20 protein-coding genes and 1 tRNA gene are annotated in these 26,532 nt (G+C 36.9%); 10 read left to right on the top strand and 11 right to left on the bottom strand.

Annotation, left to right across the window (positions count from 1 at the left end; all coding sequences use genetic code 11):
* Positions 1-177: 177 nt before the first annotated feature.
* Positions 178-1,326 (bottom strand): DNA polymerase III subunit beta, encoded by a 1,149-nt coding sequence (dnaN, locus tag QA601_04240; protein MDG5814274.1) that lies wholly within the window; start codon positions 1,324-1,326, stop codon positions 178-180.
* 266 nt (positions 1,327-1,592) lie between these two features.
* A complete protein-coding gene (gene dnaA, locus QA601_04235) occupies positions 1,593-2,954 on the bottom strand; it encodes a chromosomal replication initiator protein DnaA (GenBank protein MDG5814273.1) in 1,362 nt (453 codons plus the stop codon).
* A 191-nt stretch (positions 2,955-3,145) separates the two neighbouring features.
* On the opposite strand from dnaA, the gene rpmH reads away from it, so the two are divergent.
* From rpmH to QA601_04185, 10 genes are all read left to right on the top strand, one after another.
* Positions 3,146-3,292 (top strand): 50S ribosomal protein L34, encoded by a 147-nt coding sequence (gene rpmH, locus QA601_04230; protein MDG5814272.1) that lies wholly within the window; start codon positions 3,146-3,148, stop codon positions 3,290-3,292.
* 66 nt (positions 3,293-3,358) lie between these two features.
* Positions 3,359-3,673 (top strand): ribonuclease P protein component, encoded by a 315-nt coding sequence (gene rnpA / locus QA601_04225; protein ID MDG5814271.1) that lies wholly within the window; start codon positions 3,359-3,361, stop codon positions 3,671-3,673.
* Between the two features lie 226 nt (positions 3,674-3,899).
* Entirely contained in the window at positions 3,900-5,723 is a 1,824-nt protein-coding gene (gene yidC, locus QA601_04220; GenBank protein ID MDG5814270.1) for a membrane protein insertase YidC, read from the top strand.
* A 63-nt stretch (positions 5,724-5,786) separates the two neighbouring features.
* Complete coding sequence (gene mnmE, locus QA601_04215) at positions 5,787-7,151, top strand: tRNA uridine-5-carboxymethylaminomethyl(34) synthesis GTPase MnmE (protein ID MDG5814269.1); 1,365 nt, start codon at positions 5,787-5,789, stop codon at positions 7,149-7,151.
* A gap of 25 nt (positions 7,152-7,176) precedes the next feature.
* On the top strand, positions 7,177-9,084 hold the full coding sequence (gene mnmG / locus QA601_04210) for a tRNA uridine-5-carboxymethylaminomethyl(34) synthesis enzyme MnmG (GenBank protein MDG5814268.1): 1,908 nt from the start codon (positions 7,177-7,179) through the stop codon (positions 9,082-9,084).
* A gap of 9 nt (positions 9,085-9,093) precedes the next feature.
* Positions 9,094-9,777: a 16S rRNA (guanine(527)-N(7))-methyltransferase RsmG gene (gene rsmG / locus QA601_04205; GenBank protein ID MDG5814267.1), complete on the top strand. Its 684-nt coding sequence runs from the start codon at positions 9,094-9,096 to the stop codon at positions 9,775-9,777.
* A gap of 161 nt (positions 9,778-9,938) precedes the next feature.
* Complete coding sequence (locus QA601_04200) at positions 9,939-10,721, top strand: AAA family ATPase (GenBank protein ID MDG5814266.1); 783 nt, start codon at positions 9,939-9,941, stop codon at positions 10,719-10,721.
* Positions 10,714-11,580, top strand: a complete 867-nt coding sequence (locus QA601_04195; protein ID MDG5814265.1) for a ParB/RepB/Spo0J family partition protein — start codon at positions 10,714-10,716, stop codon at positions 11,578-11,580. Before QA601_04200 ends, QA601_04195 begins: the two co-directional genes overlap by 8 nt.
* 2 nt (positions 11,581-11,582) lie before the next feature.
* Positions 11,583-12,434: a M23 family metallopeptidase gene (locus tag QA601_04190; protein MDG5814264.1), complete on the top strand. Its 852-nt coding sequence runs from the start codon at positions 11,583-11,585 to the stop codon at positions 12,432-12,434.
* Entirely contained in the window at positions 12,418-12,768 is a 351-nt protein-coding gene (locus QA601_04185) for a polymer-forming cytoskeletal protein (GenBank protein ID MDG5814263.1), read from the top strand. Before QA601_04190 ends, QA601_04185 begins: the two co-directional genes overlap by 17 nt.
* Positions 12,769-12,818: 50 nt before the next feature.
* On the opposite strand, the gene QA601_04180 is transcribed toward QA601_04185, so the two are convergent.
* The 9 genes from QA601_04180 to QA601_04140 form a co-directional block, all read right to left on the bottom strand.
* Positions 12,819-14,054 carry a nucleotide sugar dehydrogenase gene (locus tag QA601_04180; GenBank protein MDG5814262.1) on the bottom strand — a complete coding sequence of 412 codons (1,236 nt, stop codon included), beginning with the start codon at positions 14,052-14,054 and terminating at the stop codon, positions 12,819-12,821.
* Positions 14,055-14,185: 131 nt separating this feature from the next.
* A complete protein-coding gene (locus tag QA601_04175; protein ID MDG5814261.1) occupies positions 14,186-15,130 on the bottom strand; it encodes an NAD-dependent epimerase/dehydratase family protein in 945 nt (314 codons plus the stop codon).
* Positions 15,127-15,825: a cell division ATP-binding protein FtsE gene (gene ftsE / locus QA601_04170; protein ID MDG5814260.1), complete on the bottom strand. Its 699-nt coding sequence runs from the start codon at positions 15,823-15,825 to the stop codon at positions 15,127-15,129. The genes QA601_04175 and ftsE overlap by 4 nt, the downstream gene beginning before the upstream one ends.
* 1 nt (position 15,826) lies before the next feature.
* Positions 15,827-16,588, bottom strand: coding sequence for a class I SAM-dependent methyltransferase (locus QA601_04165; GenBank protein ID MDG5814259.1), 762 nt, complete (start codon positions 16,586-16,588; stop codon positions 15,827-15,829).
* Complete coding sequence (locus QA601_04160; protein MDG5814258.1) at positions 16,572-18,284, bottom strand: peptidylprolyl isomerase; 1,713 nt, start codon at positions 18,282-18,284, stop codon at positions 16,572-16,574. The genes QA601_04165 and QA601_04160 overlap by 17 nt, the downstream gene beginning before the upstream one ends.
* Positions 18,285-18,336: 52 nt before the next feature.
* On the bottom strand, positions 18,337-19,239 hold the full coding sequence (locus tag QA601_04155) for a peptidylprolyl isomerase (protein MDG5814257.1): 903 nt from the start codon (positions 19,237-19,239) through the stop codon (positions 18,337-18,339).
* Positions 19,240-19,515: 276 nt separating this feature from the next.
* Positions 19,516-22,950, bottom strand: coding sequence for a transcription-repair coupling factor (gene mfd, locus QA601_04150; GenBank protein ID MDG5814256.1), 3,435 nt, complete (start codon positions 22,948-22,950; stop codon positions 19,516-19,518).
* A 163-nt stretch (positions 22,951-23,113) separates the two neighbouring features.
* A tRNA-Lys gene (locus tag QA601_04145) sits at positions 23,114-23,185 on the bottom strand.
* 101 nt (positions 23,186-23,286) lie between these two features.
* Positions 23,287-26,412: a hypothetical protein gene (locus tag QA601_04140; protein ID MDG5814255.1), complete on the bottom strand. Its 3,126-nt coding sequence runs from the start codon at positions 26,410-26,412 to the stop codon at positions 23,287-23,289.
* Positions 26,413-26,532: the final 120 nt, after the last annotated feature.

The raw sequence follows: 26,532 nt of genomic DNA, 5'->3' as shown, positions 1-26,532 counted from the left end.
TATCCACATTTCAACAGGTATAATGTTTATAAGTGAGCAGATTAATAAGTTATCCACATTTCAACATAACTTATCAATATAGATGTTAACATCTTTTTATTTTTTTAGGTATAAAAAAAGCCGATCAAGAACGTAGTGTCTCAACCGGCCCCGCGTACCATTACTTTTTATACTTTTTTAGGTAGCAAGCACTTCTTCCATAATTCTCAATGGCATGATAAGAAAAAGATCATCACTTTTTTTCTGTTCTTCCTCTTTTTCATAAACAGGAAAGAGAAGACAGGCACTAATTTGTGTATTCATCTCTATTCTGATTTTTGGTGTTTCTATTATATCGAGAATTTCGGTGAAATATTGGCCGTTGAATCCTACCACATGATCATCCCCTTCATATTCGATTGGAATTGAATCACGAGCTTCTCCACCAATTTCGCGGTTGAGAACCACTATTTCCACCATACCGTTTTTGAAGGTAAATTTTACGAGGTGAGTTTTTTGATTTGAAAGTACCGAAACCCTTTTTACTGCATTAAGCAGCATCACTCTGTCCACTACGGCTTCTTTAGGATTGTTTTTTGGTATAACCTTGGTGTAGTCAGGATATGTACCTTCAATTAATTTAGAACACATTATAAAATCAGGAGATTGAAATGTCACATACTTATCACCCAGAATAACATCAATCATATCTTCAGATTTAGCATTTAAGATTCGAGACAGGCTGCTTACGCTTCTTGGTGATAGTATTCCACTAATTCCATCTTCAACCGGCAAATTAACGTTTAGAAAAGAACTTCCAAGACGATGACCATCAGTTGAAACCATACCAGTTTTGTCTGAGAAGATTTCCCACAATATACCACACAGTGCTGCTCTCGATTCATCTTTAGCTACAGCAAAAGAACTTTTGGAAATTATTTCACAAATCGATGAGCTTTTAATGTGAAAACTGTTATCTGAATCATTTTCCGGAAATCCTGGGAAGTCCTGAGAATCTGCACCTGCTATTTTACAGGAAAATCCTCTTTCACTTTCAAGTATAAGTACAGTTTCATCTATTTCCATACTTACTATTCCATCAGGAAGCTCCCGAACAATTTCAAATATTTTTCGTGCATTAACGGTTATATCAAAAGGAGCTTCTCCTTCTGCGGGAGCAAATACTTTCATTGAATGATCAAGATCTGTAGCTGATATTTCAAGTTTTGAATCAATATAGCTAATTTTAAAATTTGAAAGAATTTGCAGAGAGCTTTTAGTTGGAATTAAAGGAAAAGCTTTTTGCATAAGATCCAGAAGATCTTTTTTCTGAATAAGTACAGACATATTGCTCACCATCCTGAAGTGTTTAAATTAAGTACTGTTTTACAATTTAATTCATACATAAAGATATTTCTATTATTAATTAATAAAATAATAATAAGTAATAGTATATAGAGCTGTGGATAACTGATCATAACTATCTAAGTTATTGAATTATCTATAAAATAATATGTTAATAAAATAAGACTAAACTAAACTGTATCTTTTGATAACTTGTTCAACAACTGCTTATCAATACTTATCCACATTTTATTAAGAGGATAAGATGTTTATTCATTGAGCGTATTAATTATGTAAGAAACATCCCTTGAGACTGTTTCATCAGTTTTAATAAGGTTTTCAATCTGACTTACAGCATGAATAACGGTACTATGGTCTCTACCACCAAAATTTAGTCCGATAGTTTTTAAAGAGTTATTAGTGATCGATTTAGAAATGTACATGGCAACCTGTCGTGAAAAAGCCACCTCTTTTCTTCTGTTTTTTTCTCTTATATTATTAACAGGAACTTTATAATAATTTCCAACTGCTTCTATTATATCATTTATTGTTACTCTTCTTTTCTCTTTTTTTAGAGAATCCTTAAGAACAGTTTTAACCAGTTCAAGAGTGATATCACTCCTGGTTATACTTGCAAATGCCAGAAGCCGAATAACTACCCCTTCAAGCTCTCGTATGTTTGAAGAAACGTGTTCTGCAATGAAATACAAAATATCCTGAGTTATATCTAAATTATCCTCTTCAGCTCTTTTTTTCAATATAGCTACTCGTGTTTCCAGATCAGGAGGTTGAATATCAACGGCTAAACCCCACTGAAAGCGTGATATTAACCTGTCCTGAAGTCCTCTCAGAGAACTTGGAGGAAGATCAGAGGTAAGAACTATTTGTTTACCATTCTGGTAGAGGGTATTAAAGATATAAAAGAATTCTTCCTGTGTGCTCTCCTTACCGGCAAAAAACTGAATATCATCCATAAGGAGAACATCACTGGAACGAAATTTTGAGGTAAATGTTTTTGTGCTGTTGTTTTTGATGGCATCTATAAAGTTCAAATAGAACTCTTCAGAGGAAATATAGGTTACAGTAGTGTTGGGAGAATTACTCACAAGGTAGTTTCCTATAGACTGCAGAAGATGAGTTTTTCCAAGTCCAACCCCACCATAAATTAAAAGAGGATTAAATTTTGTTTTCCCAGGAGCTTCTGCTACAGCCAGTGCAGCACTTCTTGCAAATTCGTTGTTGGGTCCTACTACAAACGTTTCAAGAGAGTAGCGTTTATTTAATTGAGGATAAGAATATGAAGTTGTTTTAGTGCTGCTTTTAGGTTCAGCAACTTTTTTAGGTTCCTCTTTAATTTCAGGCTCTACATCGGCAGGGGTATTAGAACCTTCTCCTACTGTGAAAACAATATCCTTTAATCGGAAGTTTAACTGTTTTGCTGTAGTTACTAAGATAGGTTTATAGTGCTGATCCAAAAAATCTGCAATAAACTGATTTGGAGCAGCAACAGAAATTACTTCAGGATCATCAGATTCAAGAAGAGAAAGTGGTCTAAACCATGTTTCGAATCTATGAGCATCAATCGATCTTGAGACTTGAGAAAGGATTGAATTCCATAATTGGGTATGCATATAAAATCCTTTTCAGGTATGCCTTGAGTGAAAAAAGTGGAAAAAATCAGAAAATAAAGCCGAAGAATAACCTAAATATAGTTCCTGTGAAAAAAAGAAACAGAGCACAATGGCTAATATTAAATAAAAGGTTTGACAGTCGATGGCCTGATAAATCATTTTTAGTGTTTTCTTAATTTAAGGAGAGTACCATGAAAAGAACATTTCAGCCATCGAACAGAAAAAGAAGAAACAAGCACGGTTTCAGAGCAAGGATGGCAACTGCTAACGGTAGAAAAGTTATTAAGAGCAGAAGAGCAAAGGGAAGAAAAAGACTTTCAGTTTCAGATTCAATGTAATAAGGGGTACCCTTTTAGGAAGATGCCTTAATTCTGAAAAAGCTCTCTTTCGGCCCAAAAGAAAAAATAAAAAAAAGAAGTGACATATCCATGCTGATCAAAAAAGGTCAGCGATGGAAATGCCCTTCTTTTGTCATTATATATAGCGAAAACAATCTAAGTTATGACCGATTTGCAGTACTGGTATCAAGGAGAATCGGAATAGCCGTTAAACGAAACAAAATCAAGAGAATATTTAGAGAATTGTTTCGTACAAATAAGATAGATACACCTCCCTTTTTTGATATCCTCATTCAACCCCGACCTGGAATTGAGGATAAGTATAGCAAATTACTTACAGATTGTTACAAAGAATGGCACCAAAGAGTAAAAAAATATTAGCAAATACGACTTACTATCTCATTCAAAACTTTAAAATAGTCTTTTTGATGGGAAAAGGAACATGCAGATTTGAACCTACATGTTCACGATATGCTCAGGAAGCTATAGCTAATCTTCCTTTATACAGGGCGATACCTAAAATAATACATAGAGTGATAAAATGTAATCCACTATTTAAGGGTGGATACGATCCAGTGCATAAACCAAAAATGAAAGGTGCACGAAAGTGAACAAAAATACAATGCTTGCATTTGTGCTAATAATGGCTACACTAATGTTTTTCACCAGTCCTGCCTGGAACAGGTTTTATTATGAAAACATTTTGGGTAGGCCATATCCTGAACAAATTGAAAGTGTTCAACAGGAAATTCAGGAAGAAGATGAAATCGGTGATATAGCAGATACTCCTCAGCAAGGAGAATTACAGGTTGCATCGTCGGAGGATGAAACTGAAGCTTCTGAAGAAGATAGAGCGGCGGCTGTTGAGGAAGAAATTGAAAAGGACACTATTTGGATTGAAACCGATAGAATCAGGGCTCAAATCAGTACTAAAGGTGCTCGTGTAATTTCTCTTCAGATGAAGGGGTATAACGTTAACGGCTTAGAAGAAGGACAGGAATTTGATATAATCCCTGAAGGCAGTGAAGGCGGAGCGCAGTTAACTATCAATACCGAGAGTTTTGATGAAAGAATGTTTGAAATTGTGGATGAGGAACAAAGAGATATAAAGGTGGAAGATTCACCTTATACCCTTACCCTTAAAACAACCTCCGAAGATGGTGAGGAGATTAGGAAAATTTTCACTTTTGAAAACGACACCTATAAAATAGGATACGACGTTGAGGGTGAAAATTTAGATGGAAAAAAAGTTGTTATAGGCTGGATCGGTGGAGTAGGGGAATCTGAGAGTCCACAGGGAGGTATAGGTTCACCGGTAGAAAGAAGAAGAATCCATTACTATAATGGCAATAGAGTAGAACATCTTCAAATGAATGAAGAAGGTGTTGAAGAAACTACCGGAAATTATAAATGGCTTGGTATGACTTCTAAATATTTCTTTGTTAATCTTATAACAGATGAACTAAGGGATATGGATCTTAAAATAGAAGCCGTGGAACAGGAAAGAATTATTCCTGGTAACGACCAAAAAATAGAAGAAATTAACTACTCTATAACTATGGAGTATTTTGCTGATGGAAACAGAGTAAGCAATTCTATATTTGCCGGACCTAACAGTTATTCAATATTAAGAAGTTATGACCTTAGCTTTGAAAAGGTTTTATTTCCAGTGCTAAATTTTGCACGGCATATTCTTTGGGCAGATGTATGGTTTCCACCAGTAGCAGAATTTGTTCTTAGAGTATTACTTTTTCTACAGGGAATTGTAAAAGATTTTGGGATTGCAATTATTCTGTTAACATTGCTTTCAAGATTGATTACTTATCCCCTTACACACAGTAGTACCAAATCTATGAATAGGATGAGGGATGTACAGCCAAAAATAAATGCGCTGAGACAGAAATATAAAAACAACCCTCAAAAGATGAATCAGGAACTTATGGCATTATATAAAGCAGAGGGAATAAATCCGCTAAATCCTGGCTGTTTACCCATGTTTCTTCAGATGCCAATATTTATCGCTCTGTTTGTAGTTTTAAGAAAAGCAGTTGAACTTAGAGGTGCTGATACATTTTTAGTTCCATGGATAAATGATCTGTCTCAACCTGAAGTACTTTTTTCTCTGCCATTTTCGGTACCTCTTTATGGTGGTGCAGTAGCGTTATTACCAATTTTAATGGCAGTGCTTACTTATTTTCAAAACAAAATGACCATAAAAGATCCAAATCAAAAAGCAATGATCTACTTTATGCCTGTATTTATGCTCGTTTTGTTTAATAATTTTCCTGCAGGGTTGGTACTTTACTGGACCATGTCCAGTGGGTTTGGATTATTACAACAGTACCTGGTAGGAAGAAAGAAAACTCTCTCACCGGCTGTAGCGGTTGGAAATGTTAATAAAAGTAAAAAAGTGCTTCAAAAGAAAAAATAGAGTATTTAACAACTAATGTATAACCGTCATAGATAAAAATCTATGGCGGTTTTTTTTCGTATTATGGTGAATAAAGAATCTACAATTGTAGCTTTGGCTACACCTCAGGGTAAAGCGGCTCTTGCTGTACTTAGAATAACAGGTCCACATTCCTATGCTATTACAGAAAAAATAGTAGCTAATAAAGAGAAGTTAAGAAAAACTCCTGAAAGGCAAATACAACTGTATGAAATAATAAACAGTAGTTTAGCAATAATAGATGAAGTTACCGCAGTAAAATATAAAACGGGTAAATCCTATACTGGTGAAGAAATGGTTGAAATAATATGTCATGGTTCACCATCTGTGGTTAAGGAGATTATAGAAGAGTTATACCAAAACGGGGCAAAGCCTGCTGCCAAAGGAGAATTTACCCGAAGAGCTTTTTTGAATGGGAAACTTGATCTTTTAAAAGCAGAAGCTATCGGTGCACTAATAGATAGCCAGACATCAAAGCAGAAAGAGTCTGCCAAAAAAGGGTTAACCGGAAACAGTAGTAGAAAGCTTCAACTATACAGGGAAAAGCTGATAACTATTTTGAGTGAGATAGAAGCTCAAATAGAATTTGGTGAAGAGGATGACATTAAAAGCATAAAAGAGAATCCTGTAGAAAAGGTTTTAAAGAGATTAAAAAGGGAACTTACCCAGGAATTAAACAGAGCCAAAAAATTCCTTTCATTTAACAGCTCGATTACGATAGTAATAGCAGGACCACCAAATGCCGGAAAAAGTTCTTTGTTTAACATGTTATTGGGTGAGCAGCGATCAATTGTCTATAAAACACCTGGTACTACTCGGGATAGTATATCTGAAGAGATAGAAATCAAAGGAAACAAAATAAAGGTAATTGATAGTGCTGGAATAAGACTTACCAATGATGATATTGAAAAAATTGGGATCGAGAGAAGTATAAAACAAATTGAAGATGCAAATGCAGTTTTATGGGTTACCTCTGCATGCGAAGAATTTAAAAATGAAGAGAAACAATTTTTAGAAAATAACCTTCAGAAAATTGTAATATTAAATAAAATAGATATTTCGTCTCCAAATAATAAAAAGCACCTATTACAAGATAAAGAGATTAAAACAATACCCGTTAGTATAAAAGAAGGAATAAATACAGACAGAGTATATGAAACCATAAATAAAATAGTGGAACAAATTGTAAGTGAAATTGAAACACCTGATATTGTATGTAGTCACCGACAATTAAATTTGCTTGAAGAAATTGTACAGGGACTAAACGAAACACACACCAACATAGATAACGAAGAGATTGCAGCTTATTATTTGAATTCTATACTACAAAAAATGGAAGAGTTTTTTGGTTATACTGCTTCAGAAGAGATACTGAATAGTATATTTGGAAGGTTTTGTATAGGCAAATAATGTTTCACGTGAAACAAAGGTATGTATGAATTACGATATTGCTGTTATAGGTGGGGGACACGCAGGAATCGAAGCTGCGAATATATGCGCACAAAAAGAGTTGCAGGTAGTATTAATTACCACTCATCTGGACCTCATTGGACAGATGTCTTGTAATCCTGCAATTGGAGGAATTGCCAAGGGGAATATAGTTAGAGAAGTTGATGCTCTCGGTGGTTTAATGGGGAGAGTTATAGATAAAGCTGGTATTCACTTCAGGATGTTGAATCAAACTAAGGGTAGCGCAGTATGGGGACCTAGAGCGCAGGCAGATAAAAATTTATATAAAAAGTATGTTAGAAAAGAAATAGATAAAAATAAAAAAATATCACTATACCAGGGAATGGTTACAGAGATAATAACTGAAGGTGGGTTAGTAAAAGCTATTAAACTGGATAGTACACAGGTTATACAAACCAGAGCTGTTATTGTAGCAACTGGAACTTTTTTAAATGGAAGAGCTCACATTGGACTGGAATCTTTTTCAGCAGGAAGAACGGGAGAGCCGGCCTCTACAGGTCTTACCAAAAGCATTGAGAAGTTAGGAATAAGATCTGGTCGGTTAAAAACGGGAACATCACCTCGAATAGATGGTAGAAGTGTAGATTTTTCTAAACTAATCCCACAATCAGGTGATCAGGAACCATGGCCGTTTTCATTTTCCACCCAGGAAACGATTCAGAATAGGGTGAAATGCTGGATTTCAAAGACTAATTCACAGACACATAAGATTATTTTAGAAAATAAGCATTTATCTCCTCTGTATAGAGGAAAAATAACCAGTGTTGGACCAAGATACTGTCCGTCTATAGAGGATAAAGTACTGAGATTTGGTGAGAGAGATGGGCATTCATTATTTTTAGAACCAGAGAGTTTGGACAATTATGAGATGTACCTAAATGGACTCTCAACCTCTCTACCATTCGAAATTCAGGAAATGATGGTTCGTAGTATTCCTGGATTTGAAGAAGCGAGAATTCTCAGACCTGGATATGGTATAGAATATGACTATTTCCAACCACTTCAGTTGAGACCAACTCTTGAATCTAAATACGTAAAAAACCTTTATTTTGCAGGACAGATAAATGGCACATCCGGGTATGAAGAAGCTGCTTGTCAGGGATTAATAGCAGGGATGAATGCTGCATTAAATCTTCTAAACCAGGGTGAAATAGTTTTGGGAAGGGAGACGTCTTATACAGGAGTACTTATAGATGACCTTATAACAAGAGGTACAGAAGAACCGTATCGGATGTTTACCTCAAGGGCTGAGTACAGGTTAATGTTACGTCAGGACAATAGTGACGAAAGACTCATGCCCATTGCTAAAAAATATGGTTTCATAGAAGATGAATTTTATGACAGCAGAAAAAAAGTTTGGGAAGAGAAAAAAAAATCTATAAAAATGTTTTCAGGTATAAGAATCTCCAGACAAGTAATACAAAATGCATTAAAAATGGAGATTAAAAATACTGTAAGAGCAGATGAGTTTTTAAGAAGACCTGAGTTTACCATACATCACCTGATTGAATGTTTAGAACTTCTGAAAGAAGAGATAAATACTGAATCTGAAGAAATAGTAAAACAAATTAAAGAAAATAGAAGTTTTAGCTTAGGTGTAGAATCTGATGTAAAATACGAAGGGTTTGTTAAAAAACAACTGCTTCAGGTGCAAAAATTACGACAACTTGAGGAAGCTATTATACCTGAAGATTTCGATTATGAATCTGTTCCCGGGATGTTGTCTGAGTCGAGAACAAAACTGATTACCATAAAACCAAAAACTCTTGGTCAGGCGTTAAGAATTTCCGGAGTTACACCTGCGGATATATCTATTCTGGCTATGTGTATTTCGAGACATAGAAATAACAAATCGTTTCACGTGAAACAATAGGAAAGTACTATGAATGCATTGCTGAACTCTTTTCTGGATCGAGCGAAAGAATGTTACGAATTGAAGGAACTTGAACGTCTGGGGTTAACACCAGATCTTGATCAGCGGGAACAGATACTAACATATATTTGTTTGTTGTATAAATGGAATGATACAGCAGGTTTGATTCCTGAATCTGATGAGTCGATTTTATTTTTACGTCATTTCTGTGATTCGCTACAGCCTCTGTTATTATTCGGTTTTAAGAAAGGGGCAACAGTTCTTAATCTTGGAGCATCTAACGGTTTTCCTTCAATTCCAATAAGAATATTCAGACCTGATCTGAGTTTTGTGTTGCAGGAGTCTGATGCTGAAAAGAGTTCCTTTTTAAAGGCTGTTAAAAATGAACTTGAATATGAAAATATAGAAATAAATGAAGATGAAGTAAGTGGGCTTCAAAAAGAAAGTAAAAAGTTTGATTATGTAATAAGCAGGGAGTATGAAACACTTCAGAACTTTTCAGGAGTGGCAAAACCTCTCGTAGCATCTGATGGGCATATGTATACTTTTAAAACTGATCAGTTTGCTAATGAACTTGATTTTATCACCAATAATAAAGAAACTGATGGAATCAGAATATCAGAAATAGCGGAGTATGATTTGGGTAATCAAATAATGGGGTTAAACCTCGTCTCACTTGAATTAGTACATTGATGTGGAAAAGTGGTGAAAAAAAATAGGTATCCATATGGATTTTTCTCTGACAGAGATGTAAAATATTGATTTGTAATGATTTTTAAAGAGATATAAGATATCAACAATAGTTAAAAACGCTGTTGATAACCTGTGTACAAGTTATTGAACAAGGGGATTTTGTGGGAAAGATTATAGCAGTATGTAATCAGAAGGGTGGAGTCGGAAAGACTACTACATCGATTAATCTTTCAGCATGTCTTTGTGCTGCTGAAAGGAAAACTCTCCTTATCGACATGGATCCTCAATCAAATGCTACTACTGGTCTTGGGCTCGATAAATATGATATAGAGTATTCTATTTACGATGTTATAACAGGTACCGAAATAGATGAGCGTCCTTTGACCCTAAGGGATATCAGGGTAAAAGCTTCTTGTATGGATTACCTTGATGTAGCACCGGCAACACCGGATCTTGCAGGGGCAGAAATTGAGTTGGTGAATGAGATGGCCAGAGAGAAAAAGTTACGCTCAGCAATTCATGAAGTTAAAGATGATTATGATTATGTAATTATTGATTCTCCCCCCTCACTTGGACTTTTAACAGTAAATATTTTAACAGCAGCAAACAGTGTTCTTATTCCAATTCAGTGTGAATACTATGCACTGGAAGGATTAGCTGAACTTCTTAATACGATTCATCTGGTTCAGAAAAACTTAAATTCTTTACTGGTTATAGAAGGTGCACTTCTTACGATGTATGATGGAAGGTTAAATCTTTCAAGGCAGGTTGCAGAAGATGTGAAATCCTTTTTTTCCGGTAAAGTATTCGATGTAGTTGTGACCAGGAATGTAAAACTTGGTGAGGCTCCTTCTTTTGCTAAACCAATTATTTTGTACGATATCATGTCCTCTGGAGCAGAGAATTATTTAAACTTAGCCAAGGAAATTATGCAAAATGAATAAAAGGAAAGCTCTTGGTAGGGGTCTTTCAAACTTAATTCCTACTCAGGATGAAGAGAATGTAAAAGATAGTGATATAGTATATGTTGAAAGAAAATCAATAAAGACTAACCCCTATCAGCCTCGAATAGATTTTGATGAAGAAGAGATAAAAAATCTTGCTACAAGTATTGAAAATCAAGGTCTATTGCAACCGATTGTATTAAGGAAAAAAGATAATCATTACGAAATAATTTCTGGTGAACGTCGTTTTAGAGCTTTTGGAGTTCTTGGCAGGGATAAAGTTCCCTGTATACTGAAAAATAAAGTTACAGACAGAGAAATGCTTGAACTGGCGCTGGTAGAGAATATTCAGCGCGAAGAACTTAATGAGATAGAAAAAGCAATAGCATATCAGAAACTTATCCTTGAGTGTAGTTATACCCATGATCAATTATCAAAACAGATTGGTAAAAGTAGAGCCGCAATAACCAATTCTCTAAGAATTTTAAATTTGCCTGATGAAATACAACAGATGGTTAGAAAAGCTGAAATCAGTATGGGGCATGCAAGAGCACTACTTTCCATCGAAAAAGAAGATCAGCAACTGAAAATGGCAAAGAGGATTGTTGATGATAAATTGTCAGTAAGAGATGTAGAGAAAATTTCTCAGGATAATAGGGATGATAAGCCCAAAACAAAACCGTCGTTAAATCCTGAGCCTGTAGATCCTGATATAGCTGATTTGATAGAAAAATTACAATATAAGTATGGAACTTCTGTAAAAATCAAACCAGGGGTCAATGGAGACAAGGGTAAACTGGAATTACATTATTTCAGTAAAGATGATCTGGTAAGAGTAGTGGATTTATTAATTAAATAAATATGAAAAAGAAAAAATCGCATTATACTTTGATGTTTATACCTGATGGAAATGGGCGCACATTTTCCCTCTCTCTTCACAGGTATATAGTTATATCATTGTTGGTATTTTTTATATTGTTTCTAACAAGTCTAATTGTACTTCTCTATAAAACGGGTGAAATAGGATTGAAACTCCAACTTGTTAGTACTTTAAAAACAGAAAACAAAAGGCTTGTTGAAGAAAATGAGCAGATGAGACTATCTAATGAAAAAATAGCTACTATAGAATATCTAACCTCTTATTTACATCGCTTGGCAAGTCATGCTGATTTAGATTTAACATCTGAAGATAAATCACTTACAATAAATGCAAATCAGGAAATCCCTGTTTCTGGCAGAATAAGAAATACCCGATCTCCAATAACTACTACAAGAGAAGGTTTTACAACTTCGGTAAATTATAATGGCTCTTCTATACCTAATATATTGCCTGTTGATGGTTGGATAACCAGGAGGTTTTCAGATACAGGTAAGGTTCATAAAGGAATCGATTTTGCAGCTGCGACCGGAACACCTATTAGATCTACTGCACCTGGTATTGTAAAGGAAGTAAAAAATGATAAATATTTTGGTTTAATGGTTACCATTAAGCATGATTTTGGATTTGTTACAAAATATGGACATTGTTCTCAGATTTTGGTGTCAGACCGTGATCGGGTAAACAGGGGACAGACAATAGCTCTTGTTGGAAACACAGGGCTATCAACAGCACCGCACTTGCATTATGAATTGTTAAAGGACGGAAAGCATATTAATCCGGAAGATTATCTTATAGGAAAAAAGGAGCCACTAGTAAATGGACAAAGGAAATAAAGGATTATTGACTATGATAGGGGAGGGAGCAGTTTTTGAAGGTACTGCAAAAGTTCCTCATAGTTTTAGAATTGATGGTACTTTTAAAGGAAAACTTGAAATTGGAGAAGCACTGTTTATTGGAAATACAGGAGTAGTTGAAGCTGATATTGAGGCAAAAAGCGTCATTATTGGTGGCAAAGTAAAAGGAAATCTCATGGTTGAAGAGAGAATTGAATTGGAATCAGGTTCATCTCTGTATGGTGATTTAAAAACTAAAGATTTGGTTATTAATGATGGTGCTGTATTTCATGGGAATTCTTCAATGGAAAAAAGCAAAAAAGCAAACGTATAATAATAAAAAAAAACGGCCTCCAAAAAGGCCGTTTAGTTTCAATTAAAAATTTACATAGCCTGCTTTATATCGTAAAAATATCCCTTCTCTACCAAATAATCATTATAATTGATCCCATCATTTACAAATTTATCATGTTTAACCGCAAGCACTACAGCTTCATACTCATGTGGTGAAGGAGCAGTGATTAACTCCACACCATACTCTTGTTTCACTTCTGAAGCAATAGCAACAGGATCCCAAACATCTGTTTGAACACCAAAATCATTTAATTCCTGTATTATATCTACAACTTTTGAATTTCTTACATCAGGAACATTTTCTTTAAAAGTTATACCGAGGATTAATACTTTACCCTCCATTACCTTTAGTTTTCTGTGTATCATTGTTTTAATAAGTTCGCGGGCAAAATATCTACCCATAGCATCATTAATTCTTCTTCCTGCCATAATAATTTGAGGATGATGACCTAATTCTTCAGCTTTGTATGCAAGATAATAGGGGTCCACTCCTATACAATGTCCACCGACGAGTCCTGGTTCAAACTTAAGAAAATTCCATTTTGTCCCTGCTGCTTCCAGAACATCTTTTGTTGAAATATTCATTTTATCGAAAATTATTCTTAACTCATTCATAAGAGCGATATTTATATCTCGTTGAGTATTTTCGATAACTTTTGCTGCTTCTGCTACTTTAATGGTAGTTGCCCTATGGACACCTGCAGTAATTGCCTTCTCGTACACCTGAGCTACTTTTTCTGTTGTTTCTTCTGTGTCACCGGAAATAACTTTTTTTATAGTAGCAACAGTGTTTACTTTATCACCAGGGTTAATCCTTTCTGGTGAGTAACCAACGAAAAAATCTTCTTTCCATTTTAATTTTGAAAATTGTTCGAGAATCGGAACGCATTTTTCCTCTGTTACGCCGGGGTACACAGTAGATTCATACACCACAATTGATCCTCTTTGAAGATTTGCTCCCACTGTTTCAGAAGATTTATACAGGGGAGTAAGATCTGGATTTTTATGATCATCAATTGGGGTTGGAACAGCTACAATTATAAATTCGGCACTTTTTATAATTGAAGGATCATCTGAGAATTCAATTTTACTTTTTTTTAGATCATCGGGGCTAATTTCATTGTTAGGATCAATAAAATTCCTGAGATTATCAATACGAGACTGTTTGATATCAAAACCGCAAACATTAAAATACTTTGAAAGCTCTATGGAAAGCGGAAGTCCTACATAGCCAAGTCCAACTACACAAATCCGGGGTTTGTACATTCTTTTTCTCCTTCAAAAGAGTAACAGTTTTACTATCCTTAAATAGTTTAATACCAAAAAGATAAATCAACTATACTAAAATGCATAAGTAAAAATTTATAGGGAAATTAATGATAGTAAAATACAAGTTTTTAACTATAATATTCCCTGTACCACTTTACAAAGTTTTCTATACCCTGTTCGATATTAGTTTTTGGTTCAAAACCGAGTGCACGAATTTTTTCTATATCTGCAACAGTAGCCCTAACATCCCCGGGCTGCATGGGCAGAAAATTATAGGTAGCTTTTTTACCGAGTTTTTGTTCTAAAACAGAAATAAAATGAAGTAAATCTTCAGCTCTGTTGTTACCAATATTGTATAGTTCATATTCTTTAGGAGTTTCTAAAACTCTTAGTATGCCATCTACTATGTCATCTATATAGGTAAAATTTCTTTTCATCTTACCATTATTATAAACATCAATAGGTTGGTTATTAATAATGGCTTTTGTAAAAATGAAGAGGGCCATATCTGGTCTTCCCCAAGGTCCATAGACTGTAAAAAATCTAAGTCCTGAACAGTTTAAATTAAAGAGGTGACTATAGCAGTGCGCGACAAGTTCATTTGATCGTTTGGTCGCAGCATATAGAGAGATAGGATTATCAACTCTGTCGTTTTCTGAAAAAGGTAAATTAGTATTTGATCCATACACAGAGGAAGAAGAGGCGTAAACAAAATTTTCAACATTCGAATTTTTTGAGAGTTCGATAATATTTAAAAAAGCCTCATTATTAGACTTTTGGTAAGCAAAGGGGTGGCTTAGAGAGTATCTCACACCTGCCTGTGCGGCTAAATGACAAACAATTTTTGGCTTATATTTATCAAAGACGGCTTTTAGCTTATCAAAGTCACAGAGATCGAATCTATGGAAATTAAAGTTATTATTATCGTTTAGAATTTTTAAGCGATTTTCTTTCAGGGTAGGTTCATAGTAAGAATTCACACTGTCTATAGCGACAATTTCTTTACCTCTGTTTAATAATTCCTGAGTAACGTGAAATCCAATAAAACCAGCAGCACCGGTCACAAGGATCATAGAGTAGCTCCTTTAAACTTAGGTTTTAAAGTACTGTCTGCACCTTTGGTAAGCTTACCATAAGATAATTCAATTAATCGGTAGTGATACGGTTTAATGAGTTGAAGATCATGGGTTGACATAATCACTGTAGTACCCCAGGAATTGATAATCTGAAGTAATTCAAAAATATCTTTGGATACCGCATAATCTAGATTTCCTGTTGGCTCATCAGCTAAAAGCACCCAAGGCTCATTTACAATTGCTCTTGCGATACATACTCTTTGCTGCTCTCCTCCGGAGAGTTGGTTGGGAAAATTGGAGCATTTATGACTGAGTCCGGTTCTGGATAGTACTTCAAAAACCTTCCTTTTTACATCTCTTTCTGATTTGCCGGTTACCCTCAATGCAAAGGCAACATTTTCAAAAACATTACGATCGTGTAACAATCTAAAATCCTGGAAAACTATTCCAAGCTTGCGTCGTAAGTAGGGGAGATTTTTGGATTTGATGGATTTTGAGTCATACCCACATACAAGAACCTGTCCACTTGAAGGCAATTCTTCCATATAGATATGCTTAAGAAGAGTGGTTTTCCCCGCACCGCTTGCTCCGGTTAAAAATACGAATTCACCTTTATCTATAAAAAAAGAAAGATCGTTAAGAGCAGGATAACGATCATCAAAGTGTTTAGTTACATGAGAAAACTGTATCATATTAACCACTCTTTTGTAATAAAAAATGAACCCGTTCGGATAAAGAAGAATACCTATTAAAAGAATACCCATCCCATATGCCAATTTTGTTGAACAGTTTTTTTGGAATTGTATTTTCTAAAAAATGAATAGGATACACTTTCTGCGTATGTTTTTCTTTGTACCTGTAATATAAAGGACTGTTTTTCGACTTTTGTTTATAAATTGTAAATTCATTGTACTGACAAGAAGTATGCTTGTCAAAATAACTGTGACGTATATAGGAAAAATTCCCAAAATCTTCGTAATCCAAAAAATCTATAAAATTATTGGTAGAATTGAATTTTGTAGTTACATCAAAAAGAAAAAGCCCTTTAGGTTTTAATATACGGAATACTTCATTATAGAGTGATAAAAATGAGTTAGTTGTGTGGAGATAATTGATGCCATCATAGAGAAAAATAACTAAATCAAACTTTTTGTTTACAGGCAGATTAGTTCCATTTGCACAAAAAAATGGAAGATCCCTTCTTTCTTTTGCTATTTTGCACATAGCAAAAGAAAGATCACTTCCATAATATTTATACCCAAGTTCTTTAAGGGATCTTCCCAGTACACCGGTACCACCACCAATTTCAAAAATAGAAGTGTCTGTGCCTGTACAGTATCTTCTGGTAATTTTATTTATTAAATTGACCCACAAGTCATATTGTACATGACACATAACTTTGTCATAAATTGATGCAAGAGTACTATACTCTGAAGAATTAGATTCTAATGTCAATAAAAGTTTCCTCTCGCCACTTTTCAACCAGTTCCTGAAGAGTTTCCTGAGTTTTCAGTTCTCTGGCTTTTTCTGAAATGAAAGGATAATCGTCATCTAAAGTAAGACTTCTGTTTTCGACTCTGTCATTGACCCTATAGATAGAAATGATGTTGTTTTCCTGTACAGGTTCACTGATATCACCCTTCCCAAGAGAGTTTACGGCCCTACGTACTGAGGAAGGAAGATCAGAGATCGTTTCCCATCCAATTTCACCACCTCTGCTTCTTGAGACTCTGTCAAAACTATGTTTTTCTGCAGCTTCTTTAAAGTCTTCAGCTGTAGTAATGTTTTCTTTAATGGAAGTAAGTTTGGCCTTAACGCTTTCAATCTCCTCTTCTCCGGGAGTTAGATCTAAAAATATCTGGCGAACTCTTACCCCTCTTTCCCTTCTTTCAATAACTTCGATAATATGAAATCCAAGTCTGGTTTTAAAAGGTTCACTAATCTGACCTGGTGAGAGTGAAAACGCTTTATCTTCAAACGCTCTTTCATTAATTGTTCCCCTGGCTATAAAACCGAGTTCACCACCATTAGAAGCTTCCGGTCCTTCGGAATATTCTTTAGCTAATTCCGCAAAATCTTCTCCGGCATTTAATCTGTTTTTTATCTCATTGATTTTTCTAAAAGCATTCTCCGTACGCGATTGAGATGCGCTCATTCGTATGGATAGTTTGGATAAATTAACACTTTCTCCAACCGTAGGTAGCTTATCTTTATATTCTTCATAAAAGTTCTCTACATAACGTCTGGTTATATTGGTACCAAAGTAGATGCTTTGCTGAAGTCTTTGCATGAGTAGTTGTTCGTGAATAGCAGATCTCATCTGTCTTCTGAATTGGACAAGAGAAATGCCTTGCTGTCTTTTGATCTCTTTCTCAAGTCCTTCCATGGTAAGATTATTTTGTCTTAAAAGAGTAGATATGTGGTTGTTTAAAGCTCGTTCTACCTCTTCATCACTTACAGCATAAACGCTGTCTGATTTAGCCTGAACAAGAAGAACTTTATTATCGATTAGATCATTAAGAAACTGTTGGCGGATCTTCTCAAGGTCTACAGACATGGGATTTATCTGCTCGTTATTAAGGCGAAGAAGCGTGTAACTTTCAAGTTCAGAAAGAAGAATAGCTTCATCTCCAACAACAGCAGCTATACCATCAAGACGGGTGGGTTCATCTGTTTTGGTAGTTGGTTCAGTTTTATCTTCGGTTATTTCGGCATTAGCTGTTTCAGCCTCTGTTACTTCATCTACTTCGGTTTCATCTACTTCAGCTTCAGTTACTTCAGTTTCAGTTACTTCAGTTTCAGTTACTTCAGTTTCAGTTACTTCAGTTTCAGTTACTTCAGTTTCAGTTACTTCGGCTTCAGTTACTTCGGCTTCAGCTACTTCGGCTTCAGCTACTTCGGCTTCAGCTACTTCGGCTTCAGCTACTTCAGCTTCAGCTACTTCAGCTACTTCAGCTTCAGCTACTTCAGCTTCAGCTACTTCGGCTTCAGCTACTTCGGCTTCAGCTACTTCAGCTTCAGCTACTTCAGCTTCAGCTACTTCAGCTTCAGTTTGCACGGATTGGTTTTTTTCAGTAGTTATCTCTTCTTGTGCATATAAAGAAAAGGAGAGAGAAGTAATAATAAGAATGGTCACGGTAAGGAATTTCACAAATAATTCTCCTTATAGTAAGGCGTTTTAGTTACGGCTGAACCAATAAAATTTATTCAGAATACTCTTCTGAGACATCCTCATACTCTAGGTAGTTCCGGGAACCGGGGATGATATCAAAGTTTAGTTCCACATCATTTCTTAGACGCAACTCAGCAAGAGTATTTTTGGCCTCTTTTTGTTGTGTGTAGTTAGAAAGGTAATTGGAAATTTGATGTTGAACTTCATCGAATGTTGCGATATCACCTTTTTCCAATCTGTTTAATACTTTAACTATATGGTAGCCCTTATCTGTTCTTACGGGTGATGTAATAGTAGGGACCGGAGAACTATGTATCGCATTACGTATTGATGGATGTATACTTTCAAGTGGTATATAGGGCGCGTTTTTTGGATCATTTACAGGAAATTTCGATCTTGAATAGGCAACATCCAAAAAGTTTTCGTGATTTAAAGTTCTTCTGATCTGGTTTGCGATGGTAAGATTGTCTACCACAATTTCTATATACTGCACAACATCATGTTCCCGTATAAATTCGTGTCTGTTTTTGTAATAATAATTTCTAACATCCTCTTCTGTTATCACTGAATGACCTTTATACCCTACACCTCTGCTGATCATTTCCGCTGAAAGAAGATCTTTTTTCATTCGTTCAAGACGTTCTCTAATATTGGGTTCTCTGTGAATTCTTTGTCTTTTAGCTTCCTGGTATAGTATTTCTGTATCAATCCACTGACGAATATATTCGACATTTTGTTCGCGGGTAATAAGCTCACTGTACTCAGGCGGCATGCTTTCATAAAGCTCATCAAGAGTAAGAACCGAATTACCTACCCGCGCTACTACAGGACTATCAGGTTCGTTATTACATCCAACCAGAATAAAAAGTAGTACAAAGAGAGAAAAACCATAAAAGAATAGCGAAAACCGTGCCAGAGTGACTTTATTCAGCATTATTTAAAAATCCTTTAAACAGGCTTTATTCTAACAAACAAATGTGCCATTTTTAATAATCAAAAAGCCCTAAATAGAAAACCCTTTTCTCTTACACGTTTTTTGAGATAAAAAGTGTAAAAAATATGTATTCAACAACTTAATTCGACTCTGTTTGTCGTTTTATTTCAGAGTTTTTGAAAGCAAAAATTTAAAACTCTGAAAGAGAATCCTACAGAGGGAATTATATAGTATAATAGAACATACATAAAGATAAATAATGGTTTATGTAAGATTCTACGCGACTTGTGAGACGGTGCTTTCTAGAATAGAGAGCACCTCCTGAGCTCTAACATCAGTTTGATCGGAAATAAGAGAAGTTTTCAATTGAATCTCTTTATCATAACTTATTTCAAAATTGCAGGAACAAGCTTCAAAGAAGTTTTTGATTCTATTCTTCGCAACATCCTCTTCACCATCAATATTTAGTATTAAAGTGCTATCCTTTTTGATTACTACTTTGCTACACCCACAGATTTGAGCAAGTGTTTTGATTTTCATAAGAGTAACAAGAGACTTTACCGGTTCTGGTAAGGGACCGAAGCGGTCTAAAATGCTCATTTCAATTTCTGAGGCTTCTTTGGAAGACTTCATGGAAGAAAGCTCCTGGTAAACTGCTATGCGAGTTGCACCATCAGAGATGTATTCATTAGGAATATAGGCCTCAAGGGAGATATCCAGTTTTGTTTCGATCTGCGGAACCTTTGGCTTATTGCCCTGTAACTCTGCAACAGCTTCCTTAAGAAGTCTGCAATAGAGTTCAAATCCCACTGCAGCAATGAATCCATGCTGTTTGGTTCCTAATATGTTACCTGCCCCTCGTATTTCAAGATCACGCATAGCTATCTGAAAACCACTTCCAAGATCAGTATATTGTTCCAATGCTCTAAGTCTTTTTAATGAGATATCATTAACCTGTTTAAAGGAAGGGGTTAAAAAGTAAGCATACGCTTGTTCTGAAGAGCGGCCCACACGTCCTCTTAACTGGTAGAGTTGTGAGAGACCAAGGGTATCAGCACGGTTAACGATTATAGTGTTAACGTTGGGAATATCCAGACCATTTTCTATTATTACAGTAGAAATAAGGATATCAAAACGGCCGGCAATAAATTCTTTCATTATGATTTCAAGGTCCTGCTCCTGCATCTGCCCATGGGCGCTAACGATTTTTGCCTTTGGTACAAGTTGCTCAAGTTTGTCCTGAAGAAGTGGGATGTTTTGAATACGGTTATTAACAAAGTATATTTGTCCGCCTCTTTCGAGTTCGTTCTCAATGGCATTTTTGATTAGTTCATCATGGTTTTCTGCCACAGTAGTTTCGATGGGCAGACGATTCCTTGGAGGAGTAGTGATAATCGATAGGTCTCTGGCTCCAATAAGTGACATATGCAGAGTACGTGGAATTGGAGTAGCAGTCATGGAAAGAACATCAACGGAATAGCGAAATTGTTTCAGTTTTTCTTTGTGCTTTACCCCAAAACGTTGCTCTTCATCTATAATTAACAGCCCCAGATTTTTAAACTTAATGTCCTGTGAAAGGATTCTGTGGGTGCCTATAACAATATCAATTTCACCATTTTCAAGTTTTTGAAGGGTGCCTTTTTGCTCTTTTGCTTTCTGAAAACGACTGAGACCAGCCAGCTTGACCGGAAAAGGTGACATACGTTCGGAAAAGGTAGAAAGGTGCTGTGCTGCGAGAATGGTCGTGGGGGCAAGTATTGCAACCTGATAGCCTGACATTACCGCTTTGAATGCTGCTCTCATAGCCACTTCAGTTTTCCCAAATCCAACATCACCGCAAATCAGCCGGTCCATTGGTCTGGAAGATTCCATATCTTCCTTTACCTCTTTTATAGCTTTAAGCTGATCTGTAGTTTCTTCATATATAAAGGAATCTTCAAACTCCTTTTGCCACAGATTGTCCAGGGCAAACTGTATTCCTTCAAGATACTGGCGTTTGGCATAAAGCTCGATAAGCTCTTTGGCCATTTCGCGCAGATGCTCTTTGGTACGGGTTTTTAATTTTTCCCAGGAAGAGGAACCAAGTTTGGAAAGAGATGGTGCAAGGGATTCTTTCCCTAAATACTTCTGGACCTTGTAAAAGTCTTCAATTGGTACATACACCTTTGCCTGATCAGCATAAAGAATAACCATACAATCAGAGGCGGTATCGGCAGTTTGAATGCGCTCTATTCCAATAAACTTACCAATACCATGCTCTTCATGGACCACGAAGTCCTGAGGGGTAAGTTGATCAAAGCTGGTGATTGGAATACCACTTTTCTGTTTTTTGCTTCTGATGGGTTTGTGAGTACGGTTAAATATCTGATTTTCGCTATACAGGAGCAGTTTCTGTGTATGGCTTATAAATCCGTGACTCAGGAATCCGATATATGTTTCGATTGTGTGGGTTTCTTCACCTAAAAGCTCTACAAAACGCTCAGCATGTCCCAGATTTGCACTGAGTACAATGGTCCGATACCCTTGCTTGGAAAAGTTCTCAATATTTTCGACTATTGGATTCAGTTCACGCTGAAGATTGGGCTGTTCGCTAAAGGAAAACGAAAATTCCTTACTATTTGGTGGAAAATCGAGAGTGTCGACAAATATCTGATGATAAAATGAAAGTTCTTCTTCAATCTCCTCATCGAAAAAGAGGAGATTATCTGGTTTGGATAAAAAATTCTTAAACAGCTCAGGAGACCGCTCAAGATGCCGGTAATAATTTTGTCGTCCTTCATCAAGTCTGCGCTCCAGGGGAACTATATCATCCCACACAATCACCGCATCTGCGGGGAGATAGTCCAGTATGGATGAAGACTTAACATCAAACCAGTGAAAAAACCACTCTATGCCTTCATAATCACCTACAACTTTCCACTGATGTTCTAATTTATGCACGGCTGCGGAGTTTAAATTTTTTACCTCTGCAAAACTAAGCATCTCTTCAATTGCAGAGTCGATCTGCTCAGCGGAGAAACAGAATTCCTTCATGGGAACTATTTCGATATATTTTTTTGGAGCCCGGCTTTTTTGTGAAAACACATCAAACTCTCGTATGGACTCTACAGTATCTCCCCAAAATTCAATACGATAGGGGTTTTCAGCCAAAAAAGGATAGATATCAACTATTCCACCTCTGATAGAGAAGGTACCCAGATCAGTAACCTGATTTTCTCGGTGGAAACCACTGTCGGTTAACCACTTTGCAAGTGAGGAGATGGATAGATCAACCCCCGATTCAAGGCGGATAGTATTATTGAACAGGTTACGCCCGGGAATAATTTTTTGCAAAAGCGAGGTGTATGGAGTGATTATTAAGGTTTTTTCCCCATTAAGCAGCTTGGAGAGTACTCTGTAACGGGCTTCCACGGTGGGCCCAAAGGGGGATTTCATATTGTAGGGAACAGAATCTCTTCCTGGAAACACCAGTATTTGATCAGTGTTGAGAAACGTTTTGCACTCTTCGGCAAGGGTTTCTGCCTTTTTACTGTTTTCTACCATCACCAGTATTGAAGATTCGGACTGTATAAAAAGGTCACTGAGGACCATAGCATCACAAGAGCCGCATAAACCGTTGAAAAAAGCGGTTTCAGGTTTTTCTCTCAGGTACTCAGTTATCTGTGGAAGCGTTCCACTGTTCCATATATTAGAAAAGTTGTCGATTTTCATTAAAAACGATTTCCTGTTGAGAATCCGGGATACAGTTACTTATCAGAATGTGAAATTACTATAAAAAGTTCTGATTAAAAAATTTGTGTATTGTATGTCTTTAGGAATTTATCCAAGAACTGTAAGGATCTTTTTTTGGGGGGCTTTGGTAAGGTTAGAAAAATGAGCTAGGAAGGACTCGAACCTTCAACTCTCGCCTTAAAAGGGCGATACTCTACCATTGAGTTACTAGCCCATTACCAATTCCATATTTGAAAAAGCCCAAACAATATAAATATCTAAGATAAAAAAAGCAATCAAAATCCTCACTATTTCGGTTACAGACCTCTCATATTTTCAGAAAAAAGCCCGTGCCTGAATCGAGAAAATATGAGTAAAATCTCCATAAGTTGAACTGCCATATGGTTTATTAACCTCACCCCTGTAGCTTCCTCCCACAGAGAAGTTGTTTCCCGTTTGGACATCGGCAAAAAGAGAGAAAACATGAGAAGTACCTGAAGAAAACCCGCCTGCCATTCGGTAGTCCAGATCTCCGGATTGAGGAACACGGGAAAAAGTATAAGAAAATTCAGCAAAGCCTCTGCCACCAGAACGCCAACTGATGCCTGGTCGGATCTGGAAATAAAGGTTGTCACTTATTTTCGGCGCCGATGAATATCTCTGGCTTTTATAGGCAAAGCCCAAATTTTCCCTTAAATAGATCTCAAAATCATGGCCAAGTCTTTGCCTTTGAATCAGTTCAAGACTCACGTCGTGAATTTCAAAATTATTATTTGAACGAAAATAGCCCGATGAATCCTCCCGGTTGATACGAACATATTTAGCGTTAGCATCCAGAGTGAGGGAATTGAATCTTCTCTGCGCTGACAGTCCTGGCTCTACCGTTTTTTCCCGGTAACTTCTAAGCTGACGAAGTGAGGTGAGAAGATAAAGGTTTGCTCTGTATGCTATATTGGGATTCCAGTTAACATCCTGTCTGTAAGACAAAAAAGCGTATTGAACATCATCATCCCATCTGTTGTTCCGGTTAGATGAAAGGGAAAGAATTCCGGGAAACCTCGATTTCAGACTAGAATTGGCCGCATCAACGTGCTCCTCAAGAGTTACAACCCCCTGGTAGGATAGATCGCCAAGTATACCATCCACCGGTCTTTGCGGGGAAAAGTACCAGTCAGCATTGAATGTGCTTTTACGAATCCTTTGTTCAGATACTCTGTCGTATACCTCCATCTCTCTCATCTGATAATCACCGGCTTTACGTGGCACATATTCGTTTCTTAGACTGTCATAGACATGTGTTCCCAAACCTCTGCCAGCATACACCGGTACCTGAATAAACAATGAGGCCTGCTCCTGGTTACTACGGAACTCCTGTCTGGAGGAAAACCCACTTTGCTGGGGTTGGACTTCGCTTAAAAGATACAGCAGTAGGGTAGAGGAGCTGCTTTGGCCATGATGTTTTACTCTGTGCCATCTGCTCTCACCCGTAAGAGACCAGCCATCAACAGGGGAGTGGCTAAAGGATTGATCCCATCCAACAGAATAACCGGTATCCACCACACCGGGAAACATCTCACCTTTTCTAAATTGTGAATATTCAAACCGTTGTGTTAGGTTTAGAGGATGAAAGGTAAACTCAGCACCTCCTGTCACTTTTCCTCTTCCTGCAGACAGCGTATCCAGAAACCATTCATCCCGGTGAATAAGGCTTAAATCCATGGTGTTAAGTCTCAGAGAAATACGGCTGTTTTGGCGATGTGTCAGATGAGTATGAGACAGATGGTGTCTGAAAACAGTAGCAGTATGATTTAAACCCAGCCTCTCCTCAAAAAAATAGAGGTCAGTGTTTGATTGTATCTTCTCTGTTTCCCTGAGAGAATCTCTGAAACTTTGGCCCGCACCGATTCTGAAAATCAGGGATGAAAATGGGGAAAACCCAATGTTTGATTCCCAATACTGGTTTTGAACCATATCTTCGTTTTCAGTTGATTCCTCTCCCCACCGTTGTCTTCTGTCGTGGGCAGAAAGCAATTCATCAGAGAAGTTTCTGGACCTGAAATAATAGCTTCCATCCAAAGAAACACTGGGGTTTTCTCTGGTGAGATTGCCAGCAGAAAAGTTTACCTTAGCTGCTGAAGAGAGATTGTTGTCATTATCGATATCAGAGAAAAGATTTCTGTTATGCTCTTTTCCGGCTAAGTTTATGTTAATATTTAAGTTGGGTGAACTATAGGCCATTTCAAGCTCACCGGCAGTTTCTCGTATGGGGGCAGGAACAGGTGAGTAGGGGGTGTATTCTCCTTTGCCGGAACCTACATATCGATAAATGTCCTGATTTGGATGCCTTCTGGTGGTATCAATTTCATAAGACCCTGTATTATCACCGGTTGCACGAGAAAAATAAACTTCATAAAAGGTTCTGATACTATCCGGTGGTGGAGGGTTTTGAGGAACGTGAATGAATATATCTTCTCCGGTGAGAGTGTCTTTCTGTTTCCTATAAAGGGGAAACATCGAGCTTCTTTCGGAAAACTCCAGAGGAGAAACAGGTATGGCGACAGGGGCATATATTTTTTGATCACCCGCATCTTTAAGAAGTTCTTTGTGATCATCACTCAAAACGAGGTCAACAGGGTGGTTCTTATTGTCACTTTCTGTCCAGAGCACACCGCGTAATGCTAATGAGGAGTCGGAATTGAAAAAACCAACATCTCCCCCCAGGAGAGATCTTCTATAATCATAGGTTTTGTATTCATATTCTACTCTTATTATGGCATCATCCCTTATCAGCACCCTTGGGGTGAATGTAATAGTTCCAAAATCATAATCTACTACAAAGTGATTATCCCTGCCCTCCTCTAAAACTTTTCCGTTCATCTGTACTCTAACCGTTCCATCCACCGGCGAAATTATTCCCGGCTCACCCCGGCCGGTAAGGTAATAGGGACCCTGAGTGCCACTTCTTCCCCGGATAGTTTGGACCGTACGCCTTCCTTCAGATAACGATCCAAATGCTGATACGGTTCCAAAAGAGGGAGTGTATGATGCAGATAACCCCTTGATTTTTTTATTTCCAGAAAGAATCCCCTCAAAAGGCCATCTGGCGAATTGATCGCCGAGGGTTATGTTAAACAGAGGATTGGTAAGGGAAACATAGATCATATCAAAATCACTTATCTCCCGGGTGCTTCCTTCCATTGATGATCCCTGATCGGTGAGATGGGCACGCAGCTGAGTGCCGGGCTGAATTTCACCACCAGCAGAAATATCAAGGCCCTGTTCAAGGCTCACTTCACCAAAACTGCCAACGGAAACACCAAACGATTTAAACCCGGAGACTTCAATACCTTCATATACATCTGATTCACTAAGCGTTACAGTGCTTTCAGGTATTGAAAAAGAGGTATCCGTAACGTTTATAGTTCGGCGGGGAAAAAGAGAGTGAATCCGCTGTAATCCCACATATCGGTTTGAATACCTGACGGTAAATGAAGTACCACTGTCGATGGGCTGAGAGAAGAGAATGGCATTATGAGCAGGCAGAAAGGTCCAGGGGGGACTGGCAAGAACATTTTTAAAGGA

It is taken from the genome of Chitinispirillales bacterium ANBcel5, assembly GCA_029688955.1.
Lineage (GTDB): Bacteria > Fibrobacterota > Chitinivibrionia > Chitinivibrionales > Chitinispirillaceae > Cellulosispirillum > Cellulosispirillum alkaliphilum.
Note: the sequence above shows the minus strand (reverse complement) of the source record. Positions and strands in the feature narration are given on the sequence as shown.

Bases quoted from the DNA above. Each gene is read 5' to 3' on its own strand.
- dnaN (MDG5814274.1), bottom strand. From the start codon at position 1,326: ATGTCTGTACTTATTCAGAAAAAAGATCTTCTGGATCTTATGCAAAAA.
- dnaA (MDG5814273.1), bottom strand. From the start codon at position 2,954: ATGCATACCCAATTATGGAATTCAATCCTTTCTCAAGTCTCAAGATCG.
- rpmH (MDG5814272.1), top strand. From the start codon at position 3,146: ATGAAAAGAACATTTCAGCCATCGAACAGAAAAAGAAGAAACAAGCAC.
- mnmE (MDG5814269.1), top strand. From the start codon at position 5,787: ATGGTGAATAAAGAATCTACAATTGTAGCTTTGGCTACACCTCAGGGT.
- mnmG (MDG5814268.1), top strand. From the start codon at position 7,177: ATGAATTACGATATTGCTGTTATAGGTGGGGGACACGCAGGAATCGAA.
- rsmG (MDG5814267.1), top strand. From the start codon at position 9,094: ATGAATGCATTGCTGAACTCTTTTCTGGATCGAGCGAAAGAATGTTAC.
- QA601_04195 (MDG5814265.1), top strand. From the start codon at position 10,714: ATGAATAAAAGGAAAGCTCTTGGTAGGGGTCTTTCAAACTTAATTCCT.
- QA601_04190 (MDG5814264.1), top strand. From the start codon at position 11,583: ATGAAAAAGAAAAAATCGCATTATACTTTGATGTTTATACCTGATGGA.
- QA601_04185 (MDG5814263.1), top strand. From the start codon at position 12,418: ATGGACAAAGGAAATAAAGGATTATTGACTATGATAGGGGAGGGAGCA.
- QA601_04180 (MDG5814262.1), bottom strand. From the start codon at position 14,054: ATGTACAAACCCCGGATTTGTGTAGTTGGACTTGGCTATGTAGGACTT.
- QA601_04175 (MDG5814261.1), bottom strand. From the start codon at position 15,130: ATGATCCTTGTGACCGGTGCTGCTGGTTTTATTGGATTTCACGTTACT.
- ftsE (MDG5814260.1), bottom strand. From the start codon at position 15,825: ATGATACAGTTTTCTCATGTAACTAAACACTTTGATGATCGTTATCCT.
- QA601_04155 (MDG5814257.1), bottom strand. From the start codon at position 19,239: ATGCTGAATAAAGTCACTCTGGCACGGTTTTCGCTATTCTTTTATGGT.
- mfd (MDG5814256.1), bottom strand. From the start codon at position 22,950: ATGAAAATCGACAACTTTTCTAATATATGGAACAGTGGAACGCTTCCA.